The organism is Methanocella conradii HZ254, assembly GCF_000251105.1.
Lineage (GTDB): Archaea > Halobacteriota > Methanocellia > Methanocellales > Methanocellaceae > Methanocella > Methanocella conradii.
On record NC_017034.1, the window covers coordinates 804730 to 830994 of the forward strand.

The window sequence follows — 26265 nt, forward strand, 5'->3', positions numbered from 1 at the left end:
GCCAGATTTACGTTTAAAGCGTTAATATGTCGTATTAATTAATGGTTAGATAAATTTTTCTGTTTTTACCGTGGGAGCAGTCACACCAATGGATTATGACATATAAAAAAATAGTGTACTTTGTGCTAGCTTCGTGCACCTTGTGGTGAACTAGATAGTGTTGTTCCTCGTGGTGCCATGGTTGATTTTTATGGGTAGGAGCGGCTGATGGTGCGCGGGAAAGGTATGGCATCGCGGATGTGCTCGAGGCCACAGATCCAGCGGACAAGCCGCTCGGCTCCCATGCCGAAACCGGAGTGAGGCACCGAGCCATAGCGCCTCAAGTCGAGATACCACTCATACTTAGAGGGGTCCTCGCCCTGCCTCCTGAGCCGCTCCTCTATTATCCTTAAGTCGGTCTCCCTCTCGCTGGCCCCGATAACCTCGCCGAACCCCTTCGGGGCGATCATGTCGACGTTAAGCACTTTTCCGTTACCGGCGTCCTTCATGTAGAAGGCTTTTACCTCGGCCGGGTACTCCGTGACGAATATGGGCTTATCATAGTGCGTGGAAAGCTGCCTCTCCTCGTGGGTGCCGAAGTCCTCGCCCCACTTTATGCTAAAGCCATCGGCCTGCAAGGCCTTTATGGCATCATCATATGTTATCCTGGGGAATGGGGGCTTTAACGCCTTAAAGTACTCAGGGTCGCCCCCGATGAGCTTGATCTCGCCGTAGCGCTCCTCGGCCGCCTTATTGCACACAAAGCACACGAGGCTCTCCAGCATGTCAATCATCTCGTACAGGCCCATCCAGGCCATCTCTCCTTCGATGTGCCAGTACTCGGCGAGGTGCCTGGTGGTACGGGACTTCTCCGCCCTGAACGACGGGGTTATCGAGTATACCTTTTCCAGCCCGAAGATGAGCGACTCCAAATATAGCTGGGCGCTCTGCGACAGGTACGCCTTATCCTCGAAATACTTAACCTCGAACAGGGTAGACCCGCCCTCGCAGGCGCTTGATATTATGATGGGCGGCGTAACCTCATAGAATCCGTTCGCCCTGAACCATTCCCTGCACGCGGACAGCACCGCGTCCTTGACCTTCATGACCGCCACCAGCTCCTTGCTGCGAACGTGAAGGTGTCTCAGGTCTAATAGAACCTCCGGGTTGTGCTCCTCCCTGCCAAATATAGGATAATCTTTCGAGGTGCCTATCAGCTTTAGCTCGGTGGCCAATAGCTCTTTTCCGCCAGGCGCGCGCGGGTCCGTCCGTACCTTTCCCTTTACGATGACCGAGCACTCCATGGACAGGGCGTCGGCGACCTTCAACGCCTCGTCGCACACGTTACCCTTCCTCGTCGTCACCTGCATCTCGCCCGTGGCGTCCCTTATGAGCGTGAAGACTATCTTTCCGCTCGACCTGTTCTTTACGACCCACCCGCCGATCTCGACCTCTTCGCCATCGGCAAACCTGCCTGAGAGTACGTCCTTTATCTTCGCGTACATGCACTCATCTTCCACTGGCTATAGGGCGTCTTCAATAAAAAACCTTTACCGAGACCCTGAATAGCATGGCCTATCGGAGTTTTCTCGCCAGCTCTTTATGCCTCTGGCGGATGATACTCCTACACAGGGAAAAGAAAGCATCGATATCCCTGTCCTCCACGTTATCGAGCGGCCTCCTGACTATGCCTTCAAAAGTGTCCAGGAATTCCAGCGTGGTGTCTACCTTCAGGCTCTTCTTGCGGATGAGGTTATACAGGCGCTCCATGAACATCTCGACTGTCCGGGGGTCGCTGGACCTGTCGGGGTCGGTGAGCAGGTCTAGCAACCCCTCGCATACGGCACGTGCGACGCTCTCCGCAGGCCTATCGAACCCCGAAAAGAAGTCTTTGGCCGTGAGCACGGCCACGGCCTCGTCTATTATCCGCTGCCTATACCTGGTAAGATCGCGCACTATCTTTAGGTTCATGAATGCTCGAATAACTTCCGGGGTTATGTTGATTCTCATAATTTTTAGTGGGATGAGGTTATGCGATGGTGATATAAGCTATTTATATCACGCCCCCTTACCTCTTGGATGGTGAGCTTAGTATGCACCGTATAAAGTTCGTGAGCTTTGCTATTTTTATTACGTGTGTTTTTGCCATCTCCGCCCAGGCAGGCGCATTGTCCCCACAGGCCGTGGCCATAGCCGCGTCTAACTGTACTTCAGTTGCGTTGCTGGAGGATGGTAGCGTGTGGCAGTGGGGCCGCGTATGCGACGGTGTCGAGTGGAGCGCGCCACAAAGGGTGGACATTTCAGGCGTACGCCAGATAGCGGCCGGGAGCGGCCACGTCCTGGCGCTCAAAGGCGACGGCACCGTATGGGCCTGGGGGTCCAATTCATACGGAGAGCTAGGCGATGGCACGAATGAGAACAGCATCGAGCCGGTACAGGTGGCCGGGCTGACGGGGGTGAAAGCCATAAGCGCGGGCAAGGGCTTCAGCCTCGCGCTAAAAGGAGATGGTAGTGTCTGGGCCTGGGGCTCAAACACGTATGGCCAGTTAGGGAAAAACCCGCTCAGCTTCATGGGGTCCTTGACGCCAATACAGGTTGAAGGCCTGGAAGGCGTGGTATCCATATCATGCGGAGGCTCGCATTGCTTTGCGCTACAGGAAAATGGCGTCTTATGGGCGTGGGGCGAGAACTCTCATGGTATACTGGGCGATGGGACAAACGAGAGCCAGTTCAAGCCCGTGAAGCCTAAGATAAAGGATGTGAAGGCCTTCGATGCAGGCGAGTTGAGCCATGCGCTCGCCGTTAAGGAGGACGGCAGCGTGTGGGCGTGGGGGTTCAACTATAAGGGGCAGCTCGGCACGGGCGGGGTGAGCCTGAGCGACCAGGGCAGGATATCGCTCGGGCGGGAGGCGGATAACTATAACCCGGACATCGTGAGGGGCGTGTCCGACGCGAAGGCGGTTGCCGCAGGCGGGTCGCACTCGGTCGCCCTCGCCTCCGACGGAAGCGTGTGGGCGTGGGGCTCAAACTCGGATGGCCAGCTCGGCCTTGGACACGCAGGGGGTAGCGACGTGACCTCGCCGACGCGGGTGCAGGGCATAGAAGGCGTGACGGCCATAGCAGCGGGCATGTACCACACGCTGGCCCTTAAGGGCGACGGAAGCGTGTGGGCGTGGGGCTCAAACTCGGATGGCCAGCTCGGCAACGCAAGCTTTTCAGCGGCATCTTCCCCTGTGCCCATCCTCATAGGCCCCCAGATACCCACGGCGGCATCCCCTACTTCAATCACCACCACGATTCAGCCAAGCCCAACGCCTCAGGCTGCCGGAGCCAATTACCTCCTCGTAGGGGCTGTATGCATTATGGTGGCGCTCGTCGCTGCAGCCGTTGTCGCCGCCTATCTTCTGCTAAGTAAAAAGGCGGGCAAAAAACCATAAGGGCGGCCACAATGCCGCCTTTAGCGTCGCCTGGCCCTGCCCCTTATCCTCGGAGCCTTCTCCTCCTTCTTGAGGCCGTCCAGGAACCTCCCGATGCGGGACAGCGCCTCCTTGATATCCTCCATGGAAGCGCAATAAGAGCACCTGAGGTGGCCTATGCCCGGCTCGCCGAACACGCTGCCCGGGACTGTGACCACGCCCTGCTCGTATAACAGCCGCTCCGAGAACTCCTCGGACGAGAGGCCCGTGAATTTGATAGAGGGAAAAGAGTAAAACGCTCCCCTGGGCTCAAAGCAATGCATGCCCATGGCGTTGAACCCCCTGACGATGACGCGCCGCCGCCTATCGTACTCCTTCACCATCTCCAGCATGTCTTTCTGGCCGTTCTTCAGCGCCTCTATGGCGCCAACCTGGGCGGTGATGGGCGCGCAGAGCATTGTATACTGGTGGATCTTCATCATGGCCTCTATAACATCGGAGTTGCCGCAGGCGTACCCCAGCCTCCAGCCGGTCATCGCGAACGCCTTGCTGAAGCCGTTGAGCAGAATGGTGCTATCGCGCATGCCGTTCAGGGACGCTATGGAGACGTGCCTCCCATCATAGGTCAATTTCTCATAAACCTCGTCCGATAGTATCATAAGGCCGTGTTCCACCGCAACGTCGGCGACCTCCTCGAGGTCCTTTCTCGTCATTATGGCGCCTGTCGGGTTGTTGGGGTAATTCATTATGATCGCTATGGTCCGCGGGGTAATCTTAGCCTCGATGTCCTCCCTTCTGACCTTGAACTCGTTCTCCTCCGTTGTGGCCACCGGAACGGGCACCCCGCCCGCCATTATTATACAGGGCTTGTATGACACGTAGCTGGGCTCCACGACCAGGATCTCGTCCCCGGGGTCGGTGATGGCCCTCACCGCCAGGTCGATGCCCTCGCTCACCCCCGTGGTCACGAGTACCTCATCATTAGGGTCGTAATCCACGCCCATGCCTTCATAAGTATACTTTGATATGAGTTCCCTGAGCTCGAGCAGGCCCCAGTTTGACGTATAGGTTGTCCTGCCCTTCTCCAGGCCATATATGGAAGCCTCCCTGACCCTCCATGGCGTGATGAAGTCGGGCTCCCCCACGCCTAACGAGATGACATCCTTAATTGTAGAGGCTATATCAAAGTACTTCCTGATGCCTGAGGGGGGGAGATCGATGACCTTCTTAGCGATCTTCATGGGTGGATTACCAGCCTTGAGTCCTCTTCCTTCTCGAACATGATCTCGCCCTCCTGCTTGTAGCTCCTGAGCATGAAGTGGGTGGCGGTATGGGTGACCTGGCTTAACGGGGCGATCTTTTCGGCCACGAAGAAGGCAACCTCTTTCATCGTCCTGCCCTTTATGACGAGATGAAGGTCGTGGTCGCCTGAGACCAGCATGCAGGTGACGACCTCGGGGAACTTCGAGATGCGCTCTGCAACTGCATCGTAGCCCACGTTGCGCTCCGGGTTAAGCTGTACCTCTATGATGGCGTAGACCGAGTCGTCGCCGTACTTTTCCCAGTCGATTATGGCCTTATACCTCTTAATGATGCCGCGGGCCTCCATCTCCTTTATGAATCGCTCGACATCCTTCTCGCTGAGGCCGGTCTGCTCGGCAATCTCCCTTGCCGTAAGCCTCGAGTCCTTCTCAAGCAGCTCAAGTACCTCTCTCATCGACTTGCCGGTCGGCCGCTCCTTATTTTTTGATTTGCCCATTATGATGACCCCGTTATCGGACCTACATGTTTGGCATCTACGTTTAAAAGCTTAACGTTCGGGTGCGTTCATGAAAAACCGTTTTTATTTTATAAAAGGTAGTGTCGGAGGGGGGATCCGAACCCCCGACCTCCGGATGTCTCAGGTTGGGCATTATGACACCCTATGAGTCCGACGCCCTAACCAGACTAGGCCACTCCGACATCGCGAACTGGCATAGTTTAGAGCATATCAAATGATATAACTTTTACGGTTCTCGCCGGCATCATCTTTTTCTTTCGAGGCTCTCCACCCTGTCCTCATATCCTATGTACACGATGTCTGCGTTGGTGAAGATGCCATGCTCGACGAGGCCTGGTATTGCGGATAGTTTCTGGCTTAGTAGGGCGGGGCTCTCGATGGGGCCAAAGTCGCAGTCCATGATGATGTTGCCGTTATCAGAAATGATTGGCCCATCTTTGCCCGTACCCATCCTCATCATGCACCTGCCGCCCAGCTCTGCGACCTTCCTTTCGACGAGCCTTCGGGCATACGGCAATACCTCGATTGGCACGGGGCGGGAAAGCAGGTCCTTCATTTTTTTATCATCTATAACCACGACAAACAGCCTTGAAGAGCACGCGACGACCTTCTCCCTCGTGTGGGCCGCACCCCCGCCCTTTATCAAATTCAGGGAGGCATCAACCTGGTCAGCGCCGTCTATATCGATATCAAGCTCCGGCCTCTCCGCCAGCGACACGAGGGGTATGCCGTACTCGATTGCAAGCTCCTCAGAAGCGTACGAGGTGGGCACCCCCACTATATCAAGGCCCTCATCCCTTACACGCCTGCCCAAAAGCCTTATCGCATACGCCGCCGTCGAGCCCGTCCCCAGCCCCACAGCCATGCCATCCTTTACCAGCTCACACGCCTTCTCCGCCGCCCTCTTCTTGGCCAGCTCGCTGCCCGAAAGTTCCTTCATATAAAACACCTAAAACACGCCAAACAACAAAAAACTTCCCTTAAGCCCTCTAAAGCACGCAAAGGTTGCCATAGCCTGGAAAGGGGAGGCTACCCCTCGGAGACCCCATACTAAGCCAAAGCAACATAAATCATATTAAAAAACCTTCGAGAGCTTAGTAATTAGTGGCCTTCTTAAACTTAGAGAGCTTAACAAACGCGGGGGACCGGGTCGCCAAGCGGGGGCTCGATGAAGCGCTGCCCGCCGATACGGGTCTTCATGATGACGCCGCTGCCCTCTTCAACGCTACCGATGATGACAGCGTCTCTCCCATACCTCGTCTTACGTATTGCCTCGAGCACCGCCTCAGCCCGGTCGGCCTCCACGCCGATGACGGCCTTGCCCTCGTTAGCCACTTCAAGCGGATCGATGCCCAGCATGTCGGCGGCCGCCCTGACGTCCTGCCTTATGGGCAACGACTCCTCACGGACGACTATCTTAACGCCGCTCTTCCTCGCCATCTCGTTCAAGACGCTGGCAACCCCACCCCTCGTAGGGTCCTTCATGGCGGTGACGCCGCCCGCATCGAGCGCGGCCTCTACGGTCTTCCATATAGGGGCCACGTCAGACCTCAGCTCGGAGCCGAACTTGAACCCCTCACGGTGCGCGATGATGGCTATCCCATGGTCTCCGATTGTGCCCGTGACGATTATCTTATTCCCTGGCTTAAGGCCACAATCCCTTATCGGGTTATCGGTGATGCCTATGCCGGCCGTGTTGATTATGATGCTGTCCAGCGCCTCTTTTGGCAGCACCTTGGTATCGCCGGTGACGAGGGCGCAGCCAGCCTCTTCCAGCGTCTCATCCACCGACCTGACTATCCTGCGCAAATCCTCGATGGGGAAGCCCTCGGGTATGACCACGCCATTAGTTAGCGCTATCGGCCTGGCGCCCATCATGGCCAGGTCATTCACGGTACCCGATATGGATAGGCGGCCTATGTCGCCGCCAGGGAAGAAAATAGGCTTAATGACGTGGTTATCAGTTGTGAGCACTATGTATTGATCGCCGAAGGGTATAGCGGCGCCGTCGTCCAGCGCCTCCAGGCCTATGCCGCCCGCATTGTTATTCCTGATGGCGGCGAACACCCCGCTGATGAGCGACTGCATCATCTCGCCGCCCGCGCCATGGATAAGGCTCACCTTCTCCGGCATCTTTTGAACGGCAGCCAACTTTTCCATTATATCTCAAGCTCCATATTTTTTAGGCAGATATCCCTGCCCGCTATGATCTTCAGCGTCAGCCCGCACTTCGGGCAGGAGCACGCAAACCGGTCCTCTATCGGGCCCTTATAGCCACAATAGGTGCACTCTCCGGCGGCGGGCACGGTCTCGATCTTAAGCTTCGACCCCTTAAGCATGTTGTCCTCTACCAGGATGTCATACATGAACTCGAGCTGCTCGGGGTTGACCATGGCAAGCTCGCCAGCCTCTACCGTAACGCTGATCACCCTCTTGGCGTTATTGTCCATGGCCGTCCTGAGGGCCGTATTAACCAGGTCGGTGGCGATGCTCAGCTCATGCATTATCCATGCCCTCGTTAATCGCCGCCACTTCGTCGAGGACCTTTTTCATCTCCAGCGCCTCTTTTTCGTCTACCACCTGGATGGCGAACCCGGTGTGAACTAGCACCCAGTCGTCGACCCTGGGCTCTTCAAGCAAGTCAAGCCGTATCTCCTGGGTCAGTCCCCCGAAGTCGGCCACCGCGACGTTTCCCTTTATCTCCTTAAGCTGAGCAAGGACCGCGAGACACATGATATTACTCCCATAAAACGCCAGCACGCTGCTGGCCAGGTTTTCTTCCCTTGATATTTCTCTCGACGTTCAAATACATTTCCATCAAAGTGAAATTTTGGCCATTATACGATTCAAAGGCACGATTTCCGTGTTTTTGCCTCTCAACCATCGTGTAAGCTGATATTAAAAATTCAATGAATTATATATTAATGTTTTGATTATTAAGTAATTAGCACTAAAAGAGGGGTGACCATGAAACAAAGCACGCTAATCGCGATAGTCGTGGGAGCCGTCATAGTGTGCGCTGCCGTTCTGGTGGCATTGAGCTTCCGCCCGCCAGGACCCAGCGCCTCGCCCACGCCATTGCCGCCGGCCGTGAAAACGACGGCCGACGTACTTGAGAAATTCGACGCCCTGAAGGCGAAGGTCAACGCCTCCGGGCTGTGGTTCGGAGGAGCTGCTACCCAGATGATAAAGGGCGACGAGACCGCAATGATATACTTATACAAGCCCGTAGGCTCGAGCGACGTCTCTGGTCTGCTGGCCGATGGCTACTCGGCGCTCTACTCCATATTCCCGGCCAGGGACCCGCTTTTGGTGGGTCTCATCGATACCACCCAGAAGATCAGCGAGCAGCAGTATAAGGTGGACGTCTACGCCCTGGAAAGGCCGCTCGTGGAGCTTTACGTGAACGGCGATATCGCTAAGGCCGAGCTGGTCAAGAAGGCGCTGTACGTGACGCCGGAGACCGAGAGCCTGAGGGCGTCGGGCAGCCCGTCAAGGCAGCCAGAACAGCTTCCGAAGCCTGCGAAGAACTATACCCCGCCCGTTGACAGGCAGGCATACGTAACCAAAGCGCTCAACGAGAGTGGCTATAAGCTCTTGAACCTCCAGACCGGCACGATGCAGGATGGAGCCAGGGCGGTGAGCCTGGCATACTCGATATCGTCTGGCCTCACCAATGAACAGAAGTATGGGGCGATCGACGCCGGATTGAGGGCCTGTGCAGGGGCGTTTGGAGACTTCGATAGGTACTACCTTAACCTGATTTTCGAAAGGGGTAACGAGTACTACGTTATCGATGCCGCCTCAACGCCCGTGCTCGACTACCTGGAGGGCTCCATTGACCAGGCCCAGCTATACAGGAATATCAACTTGACGTACTACACGAAATGAGGGGGCTTCATCTCGCCCTCCTTTTTTAATACTTTTTGCACGCTTGCATAACCATTATTCTTTATCACGCCTTACTATGTGGCGTGGACAGGCAGGCCATATTTGGATATGGTGAGACTAAGAAGGAGTCGATGTGCGTCAGGTGCAGGGGCTTCATGGCACTATGCGGCAGACGCGTATGCCCCATACTGGTGAAAGCGAAGACGTACCTGGACCTTAAGAATATAAGGGATAGCATAGCTGGCTCGGCGCCGCCAGCCGTGTTCGTGGGAAGCTATGGCTATCCAAGGGTGATCGCAGGCCCCCTCATCCCTCCCCTCACCGGCGACACCATGGTCATGGACTCGGAGAAGTGGCTGGGGCTGGGCTTCGATGACATTCTGCGATACAGGTTCCAGCTTATAAGGAGCAAGTCGGCTATAGACGTTACAAGCGCCCGCGAGCCATCGGGCGTGCTCGAAAAGGTGCAGGAGATGGTGCTGTCGGAGAGGCCGGTGGACACCGAGGCAACCTTCGAGAAAAAGCCAGACAGCAGGGTGGCGTTCTCAATGCGCGAGGCCCCCGCGGGGCCTTCGGCAGAATTGAAGAGCCTCTCGCTCATAGATAACCCCTCGGTGCCCGCAGCCGTTGACAGGGTTACTTCCGATAGAGACTATAAGGCAGCCCCGGCCGTGCTCGACCTGTTCAAGTGTAACATAGACCAGAGGCAGATAACCAGGCTGTTCTCGGTGGGCCTGCTGGGCGAAAAGAATAGCCGCCGGCTCGTGCCCACGGGGTGGAGCATCACAGCGGTGGACGACATAATAGGAAGGGGCCTTATCGAAAAGGTGAAGTGCTACCCCACGGTCGATAAGTACCAGGTGTTCAGCGCAGAGGCGCTAGCCAATAACGTCTGCGTGCTTTTAATGCCCACTCCCTGGATGTTTGAAGGCCTCGAGCTATGGCACATTAGCGCCCCCAGCTGGCATGTGGACTCGGACTACGAGCTCTATGATGGGCGAAAGGGTTACGCTTCGAGCCTTGCAGGGGCCTATTATGCGGCCCGCCTGCCGGTTGCGGAGCACCTCCACTCCATACGCCGCCAGGCTGGCGCCATCGCCTTCATGGAGGTCCTGAACGATTGGATACCCCTTGGAGTGTGGAGGTTCCGTGAGCTGGCCAAAGAAGCCCTGTCCAGGCCGCCTCAGCCCTTCGACACTCTCGAAGAGGCGCTTAAGGAGCTCGAAAAGCGCCTCAGATCCCCGATAAGGCCGTGGCTAGAGGCGAGCAGGCTTTATAGGCTTACTAAAGAGCAAAAGCTACTATCAGACTTCTTCTGACCGGCGAAAAATATATTATATGTATAGCGCTAAAAAGTGAATATTGTTTTCCATACACGGAAATCTTTATATTACATAAGCATAAGGTTAGATTCATGAGTAAAAAGCCCACGAGCGACAGCCTCTCCAGGAAGATGGAGCTCATCAACAAAAAGGTCAGGGAGATCAACGAGCGCAGGCGAGGCATGAGGGTCACCCGCATTGAGGACGAGCTCGACCGCCAGGAGCTGAGAAATTACGTGAGGCTCATGGGCTTAGAGCAGGAGGATATCAGCCTTGAGCCTGCCAGCGATGAAGTATTTGCGCCGCGTGGCAGCGTCTTTTATTTGACCTTGGCCGTGGAGGCGCTCATCGAGCTTGTCCTTTTGTACATCTCGCTTTCGTACCTGCTGGCGCCCGGCCCGACCAGCCTCGACTATCTCATCGTTGCCGTTCTCCTGGGCATGTTCTGCTACCTGGGGTACGTCATGTACGCCTCCCTCCGCGGCAGATAAGCCCGTCATTTTTTATAGACATAAAAACCTTGATATAGGAAGATAGGACATTTCATTTTGAAAAGCCGTCAGAGGAAAAAAATGATCGACTTGATAATCTTAGCTGTCTGGCTCATGCTACCGGCGTACATCGCCAACCCGGCGGCAGCGCTCCTCGGCGGCGGCAGGCCTATCGACATGGGCAAAAATTTTACTGATAATAAGCGCATACTAGGGGATGGAAAGACCATCCGGGGCTTCGTATTAGGCTCATTTTGCGGGACAATGGTGGGGATTTTACAGATATTATTGGCTCCATCTATCGCCCCTTACTTACAGGGTTATGTGAGCGAGGGCATGCTTACCCACGCCTCATACGTGGCGCTGCTCACCATGCCGGTGGGCGCGCTGCTGGGCGACATGGTGAAAAGCTTCTTCAAGCGTCGCCTGGGGTTCGAGAGGGGCGCGATGATGCCCGTGGCTGACCAGCTCGATTTCGTGCTGGGCGCCTGGGCCCTGACGTACTTCCTAGATGGCGCATGGTTCACGGCGAACTTCAGCCCGGCCATAATCCTGACGGTCCTCTTAATCACGCCGGTCTTACACCTGGCGACAAACTTTATAGGGTTCAAGATAGGCAGGAAAGACGTGCCATGGTGATCAAATGGATAAGCCGCTTGTTGACATGCTAAAGGAGACTGGCGCAGTAAAGTTCGGCGACTTCACGCTCTCGTCAGGCAGGAAGAGTAATTATTACGTTGATAAGTATGTTTTCGAGACTAACCCTTCGTGTCTGGAGGCCATCGGGGAGCGCATCGCCGCTCAGATTCCGCAGGGTGTCAAGAGGCTGGCCGGCATTGAGATAGGCTCTATACCCCTGGCAGCTATAGCCAGCGTGAAGAGCGGCATACCTTTCGTTATAGTGAGAAAGGAGAAGAAGGGCTACGGCACAAACAAGCTCATCGAGGGCGTCTATCAGAAGGGCGATAGGGTCCTGGTCATCGAGGACGTGGTCACGACAGCGAAAGGTGCCCTGGGGGCGGTGCATGCCCTGAGGGATGCGGGCCTTATCGTGGACATGGTGGTCTGCGTCGTCGACAGGGAGGAAGGTGGACGTGAAAACCTCGAGAAAGAGGGCGTCAGGGTCGCCGCGCTGGTTAAGGCAAGCGAGCTGCTGGGCTACAAGCCTTAATCGGCTTCAACAAGCTTATTTATCATTCCAGCACAGTAGTTAAGAGAGGTTAGATATTCATGAAGGTCCTCGTGGTCGGCTCCGGGGGCAGGGAGAACTCCATCGTAGAAGCTCTCGCGAGAAGCGCGTATAAGCCTAAGATTTATGCGGCCATGGGTAACTTGAACCCGGGCATAAGGCGCAGGTCGGTAGACTATTTCTTAACTAAGGAAACTGATGTCCAGGCAATAGCGCAGTACGCCGAAGACAGGGGCGTTGATTTCGTAGTTGTTGGCCCCGAGGCGCCGCTGGCCGCGGGCCTTGTAGACGAATTATACGACAGGGGGATACCGGCGGCCAGCCCTGTAAAGGAAGCCGCCCTCCTGGAGTCTGACAAGGCGTGGACGCGGGCCTTCATGGCCAGGAATGGCATTAGGGGCGTGCCCCGCTTTAAGGTCTATGATAACCTTGATGACGCCTTCAGGTATCTAAAGGAATACCCGGATAGCGTGATTAAGCCCGCCGGATTGACCGGGGGCAAGGGCGTCAAGGTGATGGGCGAGCACCTGAAAACCCTGGAGGAGGGCAAGGCATACCTGGAGGAGGCGCTGAGGGCCGGCCGAGTGGTCATAGAGGACAGGCTTGAGGGCGAGGAGGTCACCATCCAGGCTTTCGTGGACGGCAAGAACGTGGCCCCCATGCCAGCCGTGCAGGACCATAAGAGGGCGTACGAGGACGATAAAGGCCCCAACACGGGCGGCATGGGCTCGTATACAGACCATACGCAGCTTCTGCCATTCATGGAGCTGGACGACTACAAGGAAGGCGTGGAGATAATGAAGGCCACCGTAGAGGCCCTGAAAAAGGAGCTGGGCATAGCCTACAAGGGCACGCTGTATGGCCAGTTCATGCTCACCGCGGATGGCATGAAGGTCATCGAGTATAATGCCAGGTTTGGGGACCCGGAGGCCATGAACGTGCTCACCCTGCTAAAGACGGACTTCGTGGACGTCTGCCAGGCCATCATCGACGGCTCTCTTGATAAGATGGACGTCGAGTTCGAGAAGAGCGCCACGGTGTGTAAGTACGTTGTTCCAAAAGGGTATCCTGAAGCTCCTTTGAGGGATTCGCCGCTCACGGTCACGGAGAAGCCTGAGTATAAGGTTTATTATGCCAGCGTAAATGAGCGGGATGGCAAAATCTATACGACCTCTTCGAGGTCCCTCGCCATCGTGGGGGTGGCTGATACAATTGCGGAGGCCGAGATACTGGCCGAGATGGGCCTCTCGAACGTGCATGGGGAGTTCCACTGCAGGCATGATATAGGCAAGGAGACGCTCATCCGTAAAAGGATTGAGCACATGGATGCCATAAGGGGAAGGAGACGGCCCTGAGCTATCTTTTGCCTTTTTTACACCTCAGGGCAAGCATCTCTGCAGCATACGTGATGGGGTCTATCATGGGCGATACGGGCGGGGCGTAGCAAGTCTCCACGTCGGCGAGCTCCGAGGGAGTCATCTTCTTGTGGATGGCCAGCGTGAGCTGGTTGACGCGCCCGTGGACGCCCTCCTTTCCCATAAGCTGGGCGCCGACGATGCGCTCGCCGTCCGCTATGAGCTTAATGTTTAGTTGTGAGCCTCCCGGATAGTACCTGGCCCTGGTATTGCTCCTCGCCTTAAAGGATACGGGCTTGATGCCCGCGGCCTCGCACGCCATGGTCGTGAGGCCCACGCTGCCTACATGAAGGTCGCCAACGACGGCGATGGCGGGGCATAAAACCGGCCCATAGGGCACGTCATTGCCCATGAGCTGCTCGGCCAGGAATCGGGCCTGCCTATTCGCAACTGTGCCTATGGCGCAGACCACCTTTCTGCCCGTGATGGCGTTTACCTCCTCGATGCAATCGCCTGCCGCATAGACATCGTCCAGAGCCCTGCCATTCTTCTTTACGCGGAAGCGCTCGTCTACGTCGATGCCCCCTGCAGGGCCTATGTCGATGCCCGCTTTTTTTGCCAGCTCAACGTTGGGCCTGACGCCCGCGGCCATGAGCACCAGGTCCGCCTTGATAGTCTCCCCGCCCACCGTGACGGACTCAACCTTACCAGCCCCATTTATGGACTCCACGCCCTTGCCCGTAATTATGGTGGCGCCCATCTCCTTCAGGTAGTCCTCCAGGAATACGGCCATGTCGGGGTCGAGGGCGGAGGGCATAAGATGCGGCATGCGCTCAACGATTGTGACTTCAATGCCCCTATCAAGGAATGCTGGCGCCGTCTCCAGGCCGATGGGGCCTCCTCCTATGATGACTGCGCTCTTAGCGCCTTCAACGGCCCTTGCGAGCGAGCGGCCGTCCTCTAAAGTCAATAAACGGTGCACGCCCCTAAGCCCGACGCCTGGTACGGACGGGATGAATGGGATCGACCCGGTGGAAAATACCAGCTTTCCATACTCCACTGTCTCGCCCCCCTCCAGCGTGACGGCCCTGGCGTCCAGGTCCACGCCTGTAACGGCGACCCCGGTCCTCACGTCCAGCCCAAGGTCTTTGAACACCTCGGGCGTATACAATATAAGCCTATCAAAGCTCTCAATCTTATTATCTAAAACGAAGGGCATCCCGCACTGGCTATAGGCGACCACGGGGTCTCTTGAGAAAAGGGTGATACGCGTCTCAGGGCGCTTACGGGCGATGATGAAGGCTGCCGTCAGGCCGGCCCCACCCGCCCCAATAAACACTATATCAGGCCTCATATCTCGCCGCTAAGCCTTTTTATCTCTTCCACTTTTCTGTCGAGCGCCTCTATCCTGCTGCCGAGAGTCTGCACGAACTGCGCCGTCTTTTCAGTTGTCACCGCCCCGTGCATGGAAGGCCCGATGAGGCCCTCATGCTCCAAGACCCTTAAAGAATAGCGCACCTTATGCTTAGGGAGGCCCGTAATCTCCGCCAGCTTCATGATGCCGATAGGCTCCTCCCTGATGACGTGTTTTAAAATCAGCAAATGCCTCTCCAGCATTTCCAGCTCAACCTCTATCTTGCTTATGAGCATACGCATCCTCTGATGGATAAAATAAATTAGGCTTGATACTATTAAGACTTTGCCGGTTGCTTGCTTTAGGCCCTATTTAAGCCTGCATAATCTTTTATATGCTGCCGCATACATTGAACAAGATGATTGCGAAGGTAAAGAAGTCTGAGGTGTGGGGCAGCGTGGAGGCGCCACCGTCTAAAAGCTATACTCATAGGGCTATAGTCATTGGAAGCCTGGGACAATACTCCAGGATAGAAGGGCCGCTACTATCGGCGGACACGCTCGCAACAGTGGGGGCTTGCCGGGCGATGGGGGCGGAGATAAATGTTAAGGATAGGGAACTGGAGATTGCGGGAGTCATCGGCAGGCCGAAGGTGCCCGACGACGTGATAAACGCGGCAAACAGCGGCACCACGCTGCGGCTCTGCATGTCGATGGCCTCGCTGGCCGAGGGAGCGACGGTGTTTACGGGCGACGCCTCCCTGCGCAAGAGGCCAAATGGCCCACTTATACAGGCGCTCAATGACCTTGGCGCAATATGCTATTCCACCCGCTTCAACGGGCTCGCCCCGATCGTGGTGCAGGGCGTCTTGCAGGGAGGGGAGGTGACGATAGGCGGCGGAATAAGCTCGCAGTTCATATCGTCGCTGCTCATCTCGTGCCCGTTCGCGAAAAGGGGCACGGTCATCAAGGTCGAGGGTGAGCTTAAGTCGAGGCCATATGTCGAAGTAACGCTGGAGATGATAGAAAAGGCCGGAGGCTCGGTGGCAACAGACTTCAGGGAGTTCCATATAGAGAGCGACCAGGAATACAGCTTGAAGTCTTATCGTGTACCGGGCGATTTCTCCTCGGCCTCATACATGATGGCGGCTGGGGCGCTGGCCGGCAAGGTGACAGTCAATAACCTGTTCGAGTCGAGGCAGGGCGACGCGGCCATCATGGAGCACCTGCTAGAGATGGGCGCAAACGTTTACTGGGACAGGGAGAAGGGGTCGGTAACCGTAGAGCAGGCAGAGCTAAAGGGCATCGACGTAGACGTGGGAAAGACGCCGGACCTGGTGCCGACGCTGGCGGTGCTGGCGGCGTGCGCGAAGGGTAAGACCCACATCACCAACGCCGCCCACGTACGCTACAAGGAGACGGACAGGCTACACGCCATAACCGTGGAGCTTAAGAAGATGGGGGCGGACATCGTCGAGGAGCCCGATGGTTTAGTCATTACGGGCGGCAAGCTGAAGGGCGCCAGCGTGGAAGGATACGATGACCACCGCATAGTCATGGCGCTGGCTGTGGCAGGTCTCGCCGCCTCTGGTACGATTTCCATAAGCACGGCCGAGTCGGTCAGCATCTCGTACCCAGGCTTTTTTGATGACTTGAAGAGGATAGGGGCTAAGGTGGAACTGTGAACACGTTTGGCAGGGCTTTCAGGCTTACCACGTTCGGCGAGAGCCACGGGCCCGCAGTTGGCGCCGTCGTGGACGGGTGCCCGGCGGGCCTGGAGATATGCGAGGGCGATATCCAGGCAGAGCTTGACAGGCGCAGGCCCGGGCAGGGCGCCGTGACGTCGAAGCGCTCCGAGCCCGACCGCGTGGAGATACTATCAGGCGTGTTCGAGGGAAAGACGACGGGCATGCCCGTGGCGATGCTCGTGCGCAACGTGGACGTGGACTCGTCCTCCTATGAGCCTATCAAAGACCTGCTAAGGCCGGGCCACGCTGACTATGGATACCTGGCGAAGTACGGGTTCAGGGACTACAGGGGCGGAGGGCGGTCGTCCGGAAGGGAGACGGTGGGAAGGGTCATGGGAGGCGCCATCGCCAAAAAATTGCTCTCGCGGGCAGGCATAGGCGTGTACGCCCACACGGTCTCCATCCATGACGTGAAGGCTGGCGAGGTCACGCTGGAAGACGTGATTAAAAACCCGTACACGAACCGGGTGCGCTGCGCCGACCTTAGCGCTGTACGGGCGATGGAGGATGCGATAATGAGGGCTAAGCAGGAGGGGGACAGCGTCGGGGGAATAGTTGAGGTAATAGCCACCGGAGTCCCCGCAGGTCTAGGCAGTCCCGTCTTCGGAAAGCTGGACGCAGACCTGGCCGGCGCCCTCATGGGCATAGGCGCCGTTAAGGGCGTGGAGATAGGCCTCGGCTTCAGGTCTGCTGAACTAAGGGGCTCCGAGATGAACGACGAGTTTTACGTGGATGGCGAGGTCAAGACGAGGACGAACCGGGCCGGGGGCATCCTGGGCGGGATAAGCACGGGCATGCCCATCGTCTGCCGGGTCGCAGTCAAGCCCACGCCCTCGATATCCATTCCGCAGCGCACCATCAACGTGAAGGAAATGAAAGACGCCATAATCGAGGTCAAGGGGCGGCATGACCCCTCAATCGTGCCCCGCATCGTGCCCGTCGTCGAGGCCATGGTGGCGCTCGTTCTGGCCGACCACATGGTGCTGAGCGGAAAGATGGGGCCGAGACTATAGCGAGATCACATTATCGCCCTGCCAGGCCTCGCCTCAAACCTGCGGGCAATACACTGCTCGAGCTCGGGAAATGAAGGAGCCACCTCGTCGGCTTCTTTTAAATGAGCCTCGTCGAGCGTGGTGGCGATGGCGATTATGTAGCCAACCTTGGCAGCCCTCGCAGCCCTGATGCCGAGGGGGGCGTTCTCGACGACCACGCAGTTCAAGGCGGGCACGTCCACGGCCCTCATCGCGACGAGGTAAGGCTCGGCGTCTGGCTTGCCCCTTCTGACGTCCTCGGCGGCAACGATGGCGTCAAAGGCGCCCTCAAGGCCCACCTTTTTTAGCACTGCCATGGCGGACGTCCTCCTGCTGCCGGTGACCAGGGCGAGCTTCATGCCGTTGTTGCGCAGCATCGTGAGAGTCTCCGGGACGCCTTCATACAGCCGCACGCTCGAATCCACAAGCTCATTAAAAATCCTCGTCTTCAGCTCAACTATCGAGTTAAGCTCGCCTTCAGAAAGCTCCATGCCCTTTGACCGGGCTATATCTTTCCCCATCTCCATCGTGGTCATGCCCTCACGCAAGTACACATCCATCTTATCAACGTGGACTCCAAAAGCCTCGAAGGCGCGCCTCCACGCCTCATAGTGAAGGGGCATGGTGTCAGCGATAACGCCATCCATGTCGAAGAGCACTGCCCTATAAAGGAATATTTTCACGGAGCATCGTTCGGCCATTACCCATAGATTAGCACTTCCGGGTCTTATACGTTGGCCAAAACTTATGCTTTATAATGAAAACCTTATATGTTCGGCAATACCTTTAAAATAACGTGCTTGATACCGGTATAGAGAGGCCTTGGCATGAGGAGCGATACGGTTAAAAAGGGCCTGGACAGGACGCCGCACAGGGCACTGCTAAAGGCTGTCGGCGTCACGGACAGCGACATGAATAAGCCTTTCATAGGCGTGGCCAACGCATGGAACGACGTCGTGCCCGGCCACAAGCACCTGAAAGGCCTGGCTGATAAGATAAAGCAGGGGATCAGGGAAGCAGGCGGGGTGCCTTTCGAGTTCGGGGTCATCGGCATATGCGACGGCATCGCCATGGGCCATGAGGGGATGTTCTACTCGCTGCCGTCCCGCGAGGTCGTGGCGGACTCCATCGAGCTTATGGTGGAGTCGCACCGCTTTGACGGCATCGTCATGCTGGGCACCTGCGACAAGATCGTGCCGGGCATGCTTATGGCCGCCCTGAGGGTTAATATACCTTGCGTGGTGGTTACGGGCGGCCCCATGGAGCCGGGGCGGCTTGACGGCAAAGACCTTACGCTTATCTCGTCATTCGAGGGCGTCGGCAGCGTACGGGCGGGCAGGATGACCGAGGCCGAGCTCAAGCGCATCGAGGACGCATGCTGCCCGGGATGCGGAAGCTGCCAGGGCCTATATACTGCCAATACCATGGCCTGCATGGCCGAGGCCCTCGGCCTGTCGCTCACCGGGTGCGCAACCGCACACGCCACGAGTGCATCTAAGGCGAGGATAGCCCTGGAGAGCGGCCGCCGAATCGTGGAGCTTGTAAAGAAGGACGTCAAGCCCCTCGACGTCGTGTCCCGCGAGTCGCTCCTCAACGCAATAAGGGTGGACCAGGCCATCGGCGGCTCTACGAACACGGTCCTGCACCTGATGGCCATAGCGATGGAGGGCGGCATCAGCCTCGAGCTGGATGACTTTGACAGGATTAGCGGCGAGACGCCGCACATCTGCAACATGGGGCCGGCAGGGCCGTACACCATGAAAGACCTTGACGAGGCCGGGGGAATTCCTGCGGTGATGAGCCGCCTGGCTGGCATGCTCATTGACGTCCCCACGGTCAACGAGGCCTCCCTGCTGAGCATCGCCAGAGCGGCAAAAGTGCTGAACCCTGAGGTCATCAGGCCCTTGAGTTCTCCCGTGCACAAGACGGGAGGCATAACTGTGATGTACGGAAACCTCGCCCCAGGCGGGGCGGTGGTCAAGAGCGGCGCGGTGAGCGAGAAGATGCTGAAGTTCAGGGGAAAGGCGAAGGTCTTCGACTCGGAGGACGAGTGCAACAAAGCGATCATAGAGCGCGAGATAAAGCCGGGCGACGTCGTCGTCGTGAGGTACGTCGGCCCCAGGGGAGGCCCTGGCATGCCGGAGATGCTCGGCCCCACCTCTGCCATAGCAGGGATGGGCCTCTCCGAATCAGTCGCCCTCATCACCGACGGCCGTTTCTCCGGCGGCACGAGAGGCCCCTGCATAGGCCATGTCACCCCTGAAGCCGTGGACGGCGGCATGATAGGCTTGCTAAAGGATGGCGATGTCATCTCCATTGACATACCCGGGAAAAGGGTGGACGTCGACCTGTCCCCCTCAGAAATAGAGGCAAGGCGGAAGTCTTTCATGCCCAGGAAAAAGGAGCTAAAGGGCTACCTGGCAAGGTATGCGAGGAGCGTAACGAGCGCTTCGCTAGGAAGCATAATAAAATAAAAATTTTTTACTTACAATCCTTAGCTACCTCTTCTATATTATGCAAAAGCTCCTTGAGCGATATAGGCTTTTTGAGGAAGCGGACGGCACCAGCCTCTTTGGCCTCCTTTTCCACAGCATCGTCCGCGGACACAAAGATGATCTTCGTATCAGGCCGCTCCGAGAGTATCTCCTTTGTGGCCTCCATGCCGTTCTTCGTCGGCATCCTGTGGTCCATTATGATGATAGGGGCGGGGGTCGAGTGCTCCTTTTCCACGGCGTCAGTCCCATCGTTGGCAACGAACGCGATGTCATAGCCTTTTGAAGACAGGGCTAGCGTATATAGCCTTTGTAAGTCCGGCTCATCATCTACAATGGCGACTTTTAGCAATGTTAACCCCATGGTCGACGTCAATATTGGTATCTGCCATATGTGAATATGAGTATAAATATTCTGCTGTACATAACGATTACACCAGTAAAGCTTATGCCTATAAACATGCATCAAGTAATTTAATTGTTTTTCATGGGTGTTCGGTTAAGCTATCCATGGTTGCATTAGCCTTTTTCTGTTGATGTTCGGGGTTTGTCCTTGGCCTATCATTATGCTGAAGTATGTTATCATGTCCAGTTCCAGGTCCATGCTATTGAGGACTGCTTTTAGTATTCCGTATGCGTTCTGGGCGAAGGCTTTTGCCCATTGTAGATGGGTGTACAGGTGGGCTTTTGCAGGGTTATGTTTTCTTACCAGTCTGAGCAGTTGGCGGCTGCATATGAACGTCAGGATGCTTACCCATATGAGGCATTTGACCACGTTGGGGTTTGTGCTTTGTATCTGGTCCAGGTGGTAAACGTCTTTGAGTTCTTTAAAAACGAGCTCTATCTCCCATCTTGCGCCATACAGGCTTGCCACGTCTTCGCCGTTCAACACGCTAATGGGGATGTTGGTCAAATACGAGTGGTACTGCCTGGTCTCTTCGTTGAGCACGAGGACCATACGGAAAGTCCTCGTTGTCCTGGTAGTTTTGCCCTTGTATTTCCGTCTCCTCACCTCTACTTCGACCTCCACGTCCAGGAGTTGCCTTTTCAACAATGGTAGTACGTCTCTGAGCTTTTTGCCCAGGACGTCTACCGAGTTGCCCCGGCATACCTGGTTCACTTTTACGATTAGGGGATTAGCATTTCCTTTAAGCCGGCTCACGAAAAAACCGCCGTAGCGCTCGATCTTATCGAAACTATTGTAATCGAAGAAACCCAGGTCGGTCAATAGGACTCGGTCTCGTAGCCAGGATCCTAATCGGAGGGTCTTCACTTCACCGGTCCTCTCCGGGAAGAGCCTCACCGTGTTGACACTATCCGTCACCGCGCTCACTATACAGGAGAGCTTCAACCCCGCGGCCACTTTTCTAGAGCGGGCGGCAGGCCACAAATCCGCGAGGGACGCATGCAAACGAATGATCGTGCTATCCTGGATGAGAAGGTCCTTGAACCCCAGCTTGTCCCCTAATTTGAGACAAGGTTCTCTCGCCTGAAGTTCGAAGGCATGTACCACGCACCGATGAAGAAAACGCTCCATCTCCGGATTAAACAGCATAAAAACTGCTAATGCTCAGGTTGACACCGGACATGGTTTCATAGCCTCTTTCCAGCCCACGCATCGACCTCATAAAACTGATGCCAAAACCCAGGACGACCACCCAGAACATGATCACCGGATTCGATCTTCCGGTTACGCTTAATAAAACCCGTCTCAGCAGCCGTCTTACGGAGAAAATCCTCAGGAAACAACTCGGTCAGACACGGTGCGCACGGATCAACCATCCGCATGCTTAAAGAATCACTCATACATCATCCCATTAAAATACTATAATATATATTATTATAGTATTCTAGATTATTAAACGCTTAACATACCCTTAACCGAACACCCATGAATTGTTTTTATATATAGCCTGTCTATCTCCGCAGCGTTTTATACGCCGAGGGCCGGGAACGCATGAAGCAGGCCTTTCACCGCCATCTCCACCGCTATGGTGGCGAGCACGATGCCCATTATCTTCGTCAGGACCCTTGCGCCATCCTTTCTTATGACATTATAGACCCATTCACAGTTGATGAGTATAATGAAGGCGGCGATCATGGCCAGCAATATCGCCAGCATTATGGAGCCCTTGAGCACCGGGGTGCTAGCCTCGTTCATCAATATCATGACCGTAGTCATGGCGCCAGGGCCGGCCAGGAGGGGTGTGGCCATCGGAGTCACTGCGACGCTCTCCCGCTCCTCATCCTCGTCTATCTTCGACGCAGGGCTCCTTCCCATGAGCATGTCGAAGGCTATGGCCAATAACAATAAGCCGCCTGCTATCCTGAGGGAGTCCAATGTGACGTTGAGCATGTCGAAGAGCATCTTGCCGATCAGGGCGAAGACGAGCAGGATGGCGGTAGCGATGATGACCGACTTTATAATGGCGTTCTTCCGCTCGGCAGGCGTGAGCTTCTGGGTCAGGGATATGAATAGCGGGACGTTGCCAAACGGGTTGACGATGACGAATACGCCTACCAGCGCATGGACGAATAGGGTGTCGGCCAGGAAGCTGAGTTGCATCGTAAGCAGGATGTCTGGTAACTATTAAAATTTTTCGACGTTTACGTTTGCGGCCCCGGCGTGCTCGACGGCAACAATTTTATTTTTTAACGCCTTGAATTATTATATGCGTCAAATTTGTATACATGAGGATTCTACCGCAAATGACCTGGCGCCCCTGGCCGTATGCGTCCACAACCTGTTCGGGCAGCTCCCCGTCACGGCCCGGAGCAAGAATAAGCGTGGCGTCAGGGTGGAGGGGGGCAGGGTGATATCGATGGACTATACCGGGCCGTTCCTGGAGCTTTCGATCGCAGAGAACAGGGTAATCCATGACCGTCCACCTTCCGGCGTGTATCATGGCATCCCCGTCGTGGTGTCGCCCATACGTATCGATGGCGAGCCGGTCGCGGCCATAGGCGTGGTTGACGTCACCGGTTCGCTGGACCTAAAGGCCCTAATGGACCAGTACGCCAGCCTGCAGAAACAGATGGGCTATGAACTTGAACGATTGTGAGAAAAGCTTTATATGTTCCTTTCCTTTACAAATGACTATACATTTAAAAATGTAGAGGGAATCTGTGTGAAGAGGATCGGATTTATCCTAATGGCTATTATGCTGATAGCTTTAATGGCGCCAGCATGCATGGCGCAGAGCGCTCAGACCGTCGTGAACGTGAAGGGATACGTCTACAAAGGGGCCCTGCCCGTAGACGGAGCCAAGGTACAAATATACTCATGGGATGGAGAGAAAATGGGCACATCGCCAATGAGCACCACGGTCAGCGCGACGATAGACGGCTTATCCGGCGCATTTGAGTTCAAGAACGTGCCATATGACCCATCGAAAACGTTCAACTGGGTAGTGCAGGCAGAGAAGGATGGCGCACAGGCGCACGCCATGGTGTACATCGTGCCCCCGCAGCAGGCTGGAGAGGCTCCCAAGGCTGAGCCCATCGTGCTCGACCTGGGCATGTGGGACTGGAAGACCGACCTGAGGGGCATGGTGCAGAGCGGCAACCTGGCGACGAACGCGCTGCCGATAAGCGACGCCACCGTGAAGATTTACGCTCGCGATGCCAACGGGACTGTTGGCACGACCCCTGTGGCGACGGCGATAACTGATGCAAGTGGCCAGTTCGACATCCCCAACGTCCTGGGCTACGGGCAATACCAGGCAGTGGCAATTACAAAGGATAACCACGTCGCCAGGACAAACTTCACGGCATACCAGCAGGAGACCCACGTCAATTTAGTCATGACCGATATCATCCTGGCCACCCCGACGCCTACCGCTAAGCCTGGCGGAAGCACCAGTGGCGGATTCTTCGGATTGCCCGGGTTTGAGGCCGTGCTGGCGCTTGCGGCTCTATCAGGCACGTCGCTATTCCTCCGAAGACGATAGTGGTGCCAAATAGAAGGGCGGGGCCAGCAGGTTCCCCCTTTTACTTTTTTAACTGCGAATAAATTCGTAGTCATCGAAAAAGAGATGAAGGATGCCGCTTTAATGGCTTACATATGGATGATGAAAAGTTTTTGGTGGTCCCTTTAGGCAAGAAGTCCAAGGCCATAACTCAGACCGTGTCTAACGATACGGCCATGGAGATAATGGAGCTGCTGGCCGACGGCCCGCTGTCCACATCTAAGGTCGCCGAAAGGCTCGGCATCCCGCTCACCACCGCCCAGTATAACATAGAGAAGCTCATGGAGGCCGGGCTGGTGAAGGTCGCCAGGACGAAGTACAGCGAGAAGGGGCGGGAGGTCAAGCTCTACGAGGCCTATAATAGGGCTATAATCATCCTGCCCGGGAAGTCGGGGGCGGGGGCGGCGCTGGACGCCCTCAAGAGGTGCCTGGTTTTATTGCCCATAATAGCGGTAATTTCCGCTGCGGTGGAGTACCTAATGTCATCTTATTTTGGCGCCGTGCCCTATGAGATGGGCGCCGCAGGCGAGCCCATGCTTCGGGTCGCATCCTCGCCGGTGCCGGCATACGCGCCCAAGGCCGCGCCATCGCTCGATCAAGCAGCCCAGGGCGCCCCCGCATTATTGCAGCATCCCGGCGTCATCTTCTTTGCGGGCTGCCTGCTCGCCATCTTCTTGATAATGGTGATGGAGTACTTCCGCTACAAGAAGATGCCGGGCCCGTGGAAGCGATCAACGCCCACGGCGCTTGCGGGCCGTGGCGACGAGGGCCGTGATGATGACTCCGGCGGTTCCGGCGGCCAGCAATAGGCCCTCAATGGAGCCGGCCTTTAGCGGGGGCTCGCTTCTGGGCAGCACCCTGAGCTGCGCTATTAGGGTGGTGTCCTGGCTTTCGCATTCTAAATATATTTTAGCCGTATAGTTACCCGTCGTGCCGTTGGGCACCCTCGCCCTCACGACGAACTCTGAGGCGGAGCCTGGCTCGACCTTTATCTTGCCCCACGGCGCCCCGCTCATATAGTATGCCCAGTTATCGCCCACCTCTGCGGTGGCCATCAGCTCCAGGGGGAAGTCGCCGTCGTTGTACACGCGGACGGGAAGGTCGAAGGCGTCGCCCTCGGACAGGTTTATCGACGGGCAGCCATCGACTGATTTATACCCTTTTATTATCGCCTCATATAGCGGCGACCCTTCGACGTTTATGCGCAGCGTTAGCTTATTTGAGGTGGTGTCCTGGCCTTTCAGCGTGAGGTTCACCGTATAGTGGCCCGGCGCGGTGCCCCCTGGGACGTACACCCAGAAGTCCGAAGATGCGATCTGGCTTTCGGCGGCGTAGAACGCCGTGCCGTTTCCGGTGGTCGCGCCCCATCCTGCGGGCTTTTCTATGTCAAGCTGCAGCGGCTTATCCCTTTTATACCGGTTATTCACGCTGAAGACGAAATGGGCGGTGTCGCCCGCCTTCACCGTCCTCTCCGGATAGTTCGTGTAAAGGTCGAGCGTCTCGTAGGGCAGGTCCTTCACGATGACCACCACTGGAATCCTGGCGTAGAACGGCCCGCCGGTGACCAGCACATAGCAAACGTATGCCCCGCGCCTATCCCCATTATACTGGAACATGAAGGTCGCCTCTTTCTTATCGCCGGACCGTATGCCTATCATCTCCCCATCGGGGCACCATCCGTACCAGTTCTTATAGTCCGCTTCGGGGGATTGAAGCGTGAACGCGACGTATTGGTCGGTAAGCTGGCTGTTTTCTACGCAGACTGTGACCGCCACAGGCCTGCCCGGGCTCGTCTCCACGACGGGGTTGACCACGTAGGGCACCAGCCCGTTATATGGCACCTTCGTCAGGAGGCGGTTCAGCGTCCTGGTCCCCCTGAACTCCTCCTCTGTCATGAGGGTCTGGAACCCCGTCGCGGCCGTCACGACCGAATAGGTGCCAGGGGTTATCACCACGCTGTAGTAGCCTATGGCGTTCGACCTGCTCTGGTTCACTATCTGCTGGCTCCGTATGAAGTATATGACCGCTCCAGGGACGGGGTAAGACGTGTCGGAGCGGGCGGCATCCGTGCCGGTTATGTAGCCTTCAACGTATATTGGCCGGTCGCCATCGCTGCCGGAGTCTATCGTTGTCGACTGGCCGAATGAATACGGCATCATAGAATACAATATGAGAATTGTGAGGGCTATCGCCCCACGGAATGCTCCGCCCACGTAGTTCTTTTTATGCGCCTTCATAAGCCCGCCACGC

At 56.3% G+C, this 26265-nt stretch carries 27 protein-coding genes, 1 tRNA gene and 1 pseudogene; 13 read left to right on the forward strand and 16 right to left on the reverse strand.

Annotated elements, in window-relative coordinates; all coding sequences use genetic code 11:
• Nucleotides 1–188: 188 nt before the first annotated feature.
• Both asnS and MTC_RS04065 read right to left on the reverse strand, forming a co-directional pair.
• Entirely contained in the window at nucleotides 189–1484 is a 1296-nt protein-coding gene (gene asnS / locus MTC_RS04060; protein ID WP_014405410.1) for an asparagine--tRNA ligase, read from the reverse strand.
• A 70-nt stretch (nucleotides 1485–1554) separates the two neighbouring features.
• Nucleotides 1555–1989, reverse strand: a complete 435-nt coding sequence (locus MTC_RS04065; RefSeq protein WP_158308486.1) for a hypothetical protein — start codon at nucleotides 1987–1989, stop codon at nucleotides 1555–1557.
• Between the two features lie 83 nt (nucleotides 1990–2072).
• Between MTC_RS04065 and MTC_RS04070 the strand changes: the two genes are divergently transcribed.
• Complete coding sequence (locus tag MTC_RS04070; RefSeq protein ID WP_014405412.1) at nucleotides 2073–3416, forward strand: RCC1 domain-containing protein; 1344 nt, start codon at nucleotides 2073–2075, stop codon at nucleotides 3414–3416.
• Between the two features lie 20 nt (nucleotides 3417–3436).
• On the opposite strand, the gene MTC_RS04075 is transcribed toward MTC_RS04070, so the two are convergent.
• The 7 genes from MTC_RS04075 to MTC_RS04105 all read right to left on the reverse strand — a co-directional run bounded on the left by MTC_RS04075 (nucleotide 3437) and on the right by MTC_RS04105 (nucleotide 7908).
• Nucleotides 3437–4636, reverse strand: a complete 1200-nt coding sequence (locus tag MTC_RS04075) for an aminotransferase class I/II-fold pyridoxal phosphate-dependent enzyme (protein ID WP_014405413.1) — start codon at nucleotides 4634–4636, stop codon at nucleotides 3437–3439.
• On the reverse strand, nucleotides 4633–5154 hold the full coding sequence (locus tag MTC_RS04080) for an Lrp/AsnC family transcriptional regulator (protein WP_014405414.1): 522 nt from the start codon (nucleotides 5152–5154) through the stop codon (nucleotides 4633–4635). Before MTC_RS04080 ends, MTC_RS04075 begins: the two co-directional genes overlap by 4 nt.
• 102 nt (nucleotides 5155–5256) lie before the next feature.
• Nucleotides 5257–5357, reverse strand: a tRNA-Met gene (locus tag MTC_RS04085).
• Between the two features lie 62 nt (nucleotides 5358–5419).
• Entirely contained in the window at nucleotides 5420–6115 is a 696-nt protein-coding gene (gene rpiA, locus MTC_RS04090) for a ribose-5-phosphate isomerase RpiA (RefSeq protein ID WP_014405415.1), read from the reverse strand.
• Between the two features lie 188 nt (nucleotides 6116–6303).
• Nucleotides 6304–7335 carry a hydrogenase expression/formation protein HypE gene (hypE, locus tag MTC_RS04095; protein WP_014405416.1) on the reverse strand — a complete coding sequence of 344 codons (1032 nt, stop codon included), beginning with the start codon at nucleotides 7333–7335 and terminating at the stop codon, nucleotides 6304–6306.
• On the reverse strand, nucleotides 7335–7679 hold the full coding sequence (gene hypA, locus MTC_RS04100; RefSeq protein ID WP_014405417.1) for a hydrogenase maturation nickel metallochaperone HypA: 345 nt from the start codon (nucleotides 7677–7679) through the stop codon (nucleotides 7335–7337). Before hypA ends, hypE begins: the two co-directional genes overlap by 1 nt.
• A complete protein-coding gene (locus MTC_RS04105; protein ID WP_014405418.1) occupies nucleotides 7672–7908 on the reverse strand; it encodes a HypC/HybG/HupF family hydrogenase formation chaperone in 237 nt (78 codons plus the stop codon). Before MTC_RS04105 ends, hypA begins: the two co-directional genes overlap by 8 nt.
• A gap of 234 nt (nucleotides 7909–8142) precedes the next feature.
• Between MTC_RS04105 and MTC_RS04110 the strand changes: the two genes are divergently transcribed.
• The 6 genes from MTC_RS04110 to purD all read left to right on the forward strand — a co-directional run bounded on the left by MTC_RS04110 (nucleotide 8143) and on the right by purD (nucleotide 13423).
• Nucleotides 8143–9066 carry a hypothetical protein gene (locus MTC_RS04110; RefSeq protein WP_014405419.1) on the forward strand — a complete coding sequence of 308 codons (924 nt, stop codon included), beginning with the start codon at nucleotides 8143–8145 and terminating at the stop codon, nucleotides 9064–9066.
• 83 nt (nucleotides 9067–9149) lie between these two features.
• Nucleotides 9150–10385 (forward strand): Nre family DNA repair protein, encoded by a 1236-nt coding sequence (locus MTC_RS04115; protein WP_014405420.1) that lies wholly within the window; start codon nucleotides 9150–9152, stop codon nucleotides 10383–10385.
• Between the two features lie 95 nt (nucleotides 10386–10480).
• Nucleotides 10481–10879, forward strand: coding sequence for a hypothetical protein (locus MTC_RS04120; protein WP_014405421.1), 399 nt, complete (start codon nucleotides 10481–10483; stop codon nucleotides 10877–10879).
• 81 nt (nucleotides 10880–10960) lie between these two features.
• Entirely contained in the window at nucleotides 10961–11518 is a 558-nt protein-coding gene (locus MTC_RS04125; protein ID WP_014405422.1) for a CDP-2,3-bis-(O-geranylgeranyl)-sn-glycerol synthase, read from the forward strand.
• A 4-nt stretch (nucleotides 11519–11522) separates the two neighbouring features.
• Nucleotides 11523–12050: an orotate phosphoribosyltransferase gene (gene pyrE / locus MTC_RS04130; RefSeq protein WP_014405423.1), complete on the forward strand. Its 528-nt coding sequence runs from the start codon at nucleotides 11523–11525 to the stop codon at nucleotides 12048–12050.
• Nucleotides 12051–12109: 59 nt separating this feature from the next.
• Nucleotides 12110–13423, forward strand: a complete 1314-nt coding sequence (gene purD, locus MTC_RS04135; RefSeq protein WP_014405424.1) for a phosphoribosylamine--glycine ligase — start codon at nucleotides 12110–12112, stop codon at nucleotides 13421–13423.
• 1 nt (nucleotide 13424) lies between these two features.
• On the opposite strand, the gene MTC_RS04140 is transcribed toward purD, so the two are convergent.
• Both MTC_RS04140 and MTC_RS04145 read right to left on the reverse strand, forming a co-directional pair.
• Nucleotides 13425–14777: an FAD-dependent oxidoreductase gene (locus MTC_RS04140; RefSeq protein ID WP_014405425.1), complete on the reverse strand. Its 1353-nt coding sequence runs from the start codon at nucleotides 14775–14777 to the stop codon at nucleotides 13425–13427.
• On the reverse strand, nucleotides 14774–15073 hold the full coding sequence (locus MTC_RS04145; protein WP_014405426.1) for a hypothetical protein: 300 nt from the start codon (nucleotides 15071–15073) through the stop codon (nucleotides 14774–14776). The genes MTC_RS04140 and MTC_RS04145 overlap by 4 nt, the downstream gene beginning before the upstream one ends.
• A 122-nt stretch (nucleotides 15074–15195) precedes the next feature.
• Between MTC_RS04145 and aroA the strand changes: the two genes are divergently transcribed.
• Nucleotides 15196–16461, forward strand: a complete 1266-nt coding sequence (aroA, locus tag MTC_RS04150; RefSeq protein WP_048189536.1) for a 3-phosphoshikimate 1-carboxyvinyltransferase — start codon at nucleotides 15196–15198, stop codon at nucleotides 16459–16461.
• Nucleotides 16458–17537 carry a chorismate synthase gene (aroC, locus tag MTC_RS04155; protein ID WP_014405428.1) on the forward strand — a complete coding sequence of 360 codons (1080 nt, stop codon included), beginning with the start codon at nucleotides 16458–16460 and terminating at the stop codon, nucleotides 17535–17537. The genes aroA and aroC overlap by 4 nt, the downstream gene beginning before the upstream one ends.
• Before the next feature lie 5 nt (nucleotides 17538–17542).
• On the opposite strand, the gene MTC_RS04160 is transcribed toward aroC, so the two are convergent.
• Nucleotides 17543–18256, reverse strand: a complete 714-nt coding sequence (locus MTC_RS04160) for an HAD family hydrolase (RefSeq protein ID WP_014405429.1) — start codon at nucleotides 18254–18256, stop codon at nucleotides 17543–17545.
• Between the two features lie 126 nt (nucleotides 18257–18382).
• Between MTC_RS04160 and ilvD the strand changes: the two genes are divergently transcribed.
• On the forward strand, nucleotides 18383–20029 hold the full coding sequence (gene ilvD, locus MTC_RS04165; RefSeq protein WP_014405430.1) for a dihydroxy-acid dehydratase: 1647 nt from the start codon (nucleotides 18383–18385) through the stop codon (nucleotides 20027–20029).
• A 7-nt stretch (nucleotides 20030–20036) separates the two neighbouring features.
• On the opposite strand, the gene MTC_RS04170 is transcribed toward ilvD, so the two are convergent.
• The 3 genes and pseudogenes from MTC_RS04170 to MTC_RS04180 form a co-directional block, all read right to left on the reverse strand.
• Nucleotides 20037–20411 carry a response regulator gene (locus MTC_RS04170; protein WP_014405431.1) on the reverse strand — a complete coding sequence of 125 codons (375 nt, stop codon included), beginning with the start codon at nucleotides 20409–20411 and terminating at the stop codon, nucleotides 20037–20039.
• A 135-nt stretch (nucleotides 20412–20546) separates the two neighbouring features.
• Nucleotides 20547–21835, reverse strand: a pseudogene (locus MTC_RS04175) (IS4 family transposase).
• A 145-nt stretch (nucleotides 21836–21980) separates the two neighbouring features.
• Entirely contained in the window at nucleotides 21981–22613 is a 633-nt protein-coding gene (locus MTC_RS04180) for a MarC family protein (RefSeq protein ID WP_014405433.1), read from the reverse strand.
• Nucleotides 22614–22719: 106 nt separating this feature from the next.
• Here MTC_RS04180 and MTC_RS04185 point away from each other — a divergent pair, with 106 nt between their 5' ends.
• The 3 genes from MTC_RS04185 to MTC_RS04195 all read left to right on the forward strand — a co-directional run bounded on the left by MTC_RS04185 (nucleotide 22720) and on the right by MTC_RS04195 (nucleotide 24824).
• Nucleotides 22720–23109 (forward strand): DUF2111 domain-containing protein, encoded by a 390-nt coding sequence (locus tag MTC_RS04185; RefSeq protein WP_014405434.1) that lies wholly within the window; start codon nucleotides 22720–22722, stop codon nucleotides 23107–23109.
• A 90-nt stretch (nucleotides 23110–23199) separates the two neighbouring features.
• Complete coding sequence (locus tag MTC_RS04190; protein ID WP_237705967.1) at nucleotides 23200–23997, forward strand: PGF-CTERM sorting domain-containing protein; 798 nt, start codon at nucleotides 23200–23202, stop codon at nucleotides 23995–23997.
• Nucleotides 23998–24110: 113 nt separating this feature from the next.
• Nucleotides 24111–24824 (forward strand): ArsR/SmtB family transcription factor, encoded by a 714-nt coding sequence (locus tag MTC_RS04195; protein ID WP_014405436.1) that lies wholly within the window; start codon nucleotides 24111–24113, stop codon nucleotides 24822–24824.
• Here MTC_RS04195 and MTC_RS04200 read toward each other — a convergent pair.
• Nucleotides 24747–26252: a hypothetical protein gene (locus MTC_RS04200; protein WP_014405437.1), complete on the reverse strand. Its 1506-nt coding sequence runs from the start codon at nucleotides 26250–26252 to the stop codon at nucleotides 24747–24749. The genes MTC_RS04195 and MTC_RS04200 overlap by 78 nt on opposite strands.
• Nucleotides 26253–26265 lie beyond the last annotated feature (13 nt).

Bases quoted from the DNA above. Each gene is read 5' to 3' on its own strand.
- asnS (WP_014405410.1), bottom strand. From the start codon at position 1,484: ATGTACGCGAAGATAAAGGACGTACTCTCAGGCAGGTTTGCCGATGGC.
- MTC_RS04065 (WP_158308486.1), bottom strand. From the start codon at position 1,989: ATGAGAATCAACATAACCCCGGAAGTTATTCGAGCATTCATGAACCTA.
- MTC_RS04070 (WP_014405412.1), top strand. From the start codon at position 2,073: ATGCACCGTATAAAGTTCGTGAGCTTTGCTATTTTTATTACGTGTGTT.
- MTC_RS04075 (WP_014405413.1), bottom strand. From the start codon at position 4,636: ATGAAGATCGCTAAGAAGGTCATCGATCTCCCCCCCTCAGGCATCAGG.
- MTC_RS04080 (WP_014405414.1), bottom strand. From the start codon at position 5,154: ATGGGCAAATCAAAAAATAAGGAGCGGCCGACCGGCAAGTCGATGAGA.
- rpiA (WP_014405415.1), bottom strand. From the start codon at position 6,115: ATGAAGGAACTTTCGGGCAGCGAGCTGGCCAAGAAGAGGGCGGCGGAG.
- hypE (WP_014405416.1), bottom strand. From the start codon at position 7,335: ATGGAAAAGTTGGCTGCCGTTCAAAAGATGCCGGAGAAGGTGAGCCTT.
- hypA (WP_014405417.1), bottom strand. From the start codon at position 7,679: ATGCATGAGCTGAGCATCGCCACCGACCTGGTTAATACGGCCCTCAGG.
- MTC_RS04105 (WP_014405418.1), bottom strand. From the start codon at position 7,908: ATGTGTCTCGCGGTCCTTGCTCAGCTTAAGGAGATAAAGGGAAACGTC.
- MTC_RS04110 (WP_014405419.1), top strand. From the start codon at position 8,143: ATGAAACAAAGCACGCTAATCGCGATAGTCGTGGGAGCCGTCATAGTG.
- MTC_RS04120 (WP_014405421.1), top strand. From the start codon at position 10,481: ATGAGTAAAAAGCCCACGAGCGACAGCCTCTCCAGGAAGATGGAGCTC.
- MTC_RS04125 (WP_014405422.1), top strand. From the start codon at position 10,961: ATGATCGACTTGATAATCTTAGCTGTCTGGCTCATGCTACCGGCGTAC.
- pyrE (WP_014405423.1), top strand. From the start codon at position 11,523: ATGGATAAGCCGCTTGTTGACATGCTAAAGGAGACTGGCGCAGTAAAG.
- purD (WP_014405424.1), top strand. From the start codon at position 12,110: ATGAAGGTCCTCGTGGTCGGCTCCGGGGGCAGGGAGAACTCCATCGTA.
- MTC_RS04140 (WP_014405425.1), bottom strand. From the start codon at position 14,777: ATGAGGCCTGATATAGTGTTTATTGGGGCGGGTGGGGCCGGCCTGACG.
- MTC_RS04145 (WP_014405426.1), bottom strand. From the start codon at position 15,073: ATGCTCATAAGCAAGATAGAGGTTGAGCTGGAAATGCTGGAGAGGCAT.
- aroA (WP_048189536.1), top strand. From the start codon at position 15,196: ATGATTGCGAAGGTAAAGAAGTCTGAGGTGTGGGGCAGCGTGGAGGCG.
- MTC_RS04160 (WP_014405429.1), bottom strand. From the start codon at position 18,256: ATGGCCGAACGATGCTCCGTGAAAATATTCCTTTATAGGGCAGTGCTC.
- ilvD (WP_014405430.1), top strand. From the start codon at position 18,383: ATGAGGAGCGATACGGTTAAAAAGGGCCTGGACAGGACGCCGCACAGG.
- MTC_RS04170 (WP_014405431.1), bottom strand. From the start codon at position 20,411: ATGGGGTTAACATTGCTAAAAGTCGCCATTGTAGATGATGAGCCGGAC.
- MTC_RS04180 (WP_014405433.1), bottom strand. From the start codon at position 22,613: ATGCAACTCAGCTTCCTGGCCGACACCCTATTCGTCCATGCGCTGGTA.
- MTC_RS04185 (WP_014405434.1), top strand. From the start codon at position 22,720: ATGCGTCAAATTTGTATACATGAGGATTCTACCGCAAATGACCTGGCG.
- MTC_RS04190 (WP_237705967.1), top strand. From the start codon at position 23,200: ATGGCTATTATGCTGATAGCTTTAATGGCGCCAGCATGCATGGCGCAG.
- MTC_RS04195 (WP_014405436.1), top strand. From the start codon at position 24,111: ATGGATGATGAAAAGTTTTTGGTGGTCCCTTTAGGCAAGAAGTCCAAG.
- MTC_RS04200 (WP_014405437.1), bottom strand. From the start codon at position 26,252: ATGAAGGCGCATAAAAAGAACTACGTGGGCGGAGCATTCCGTGGGGCG.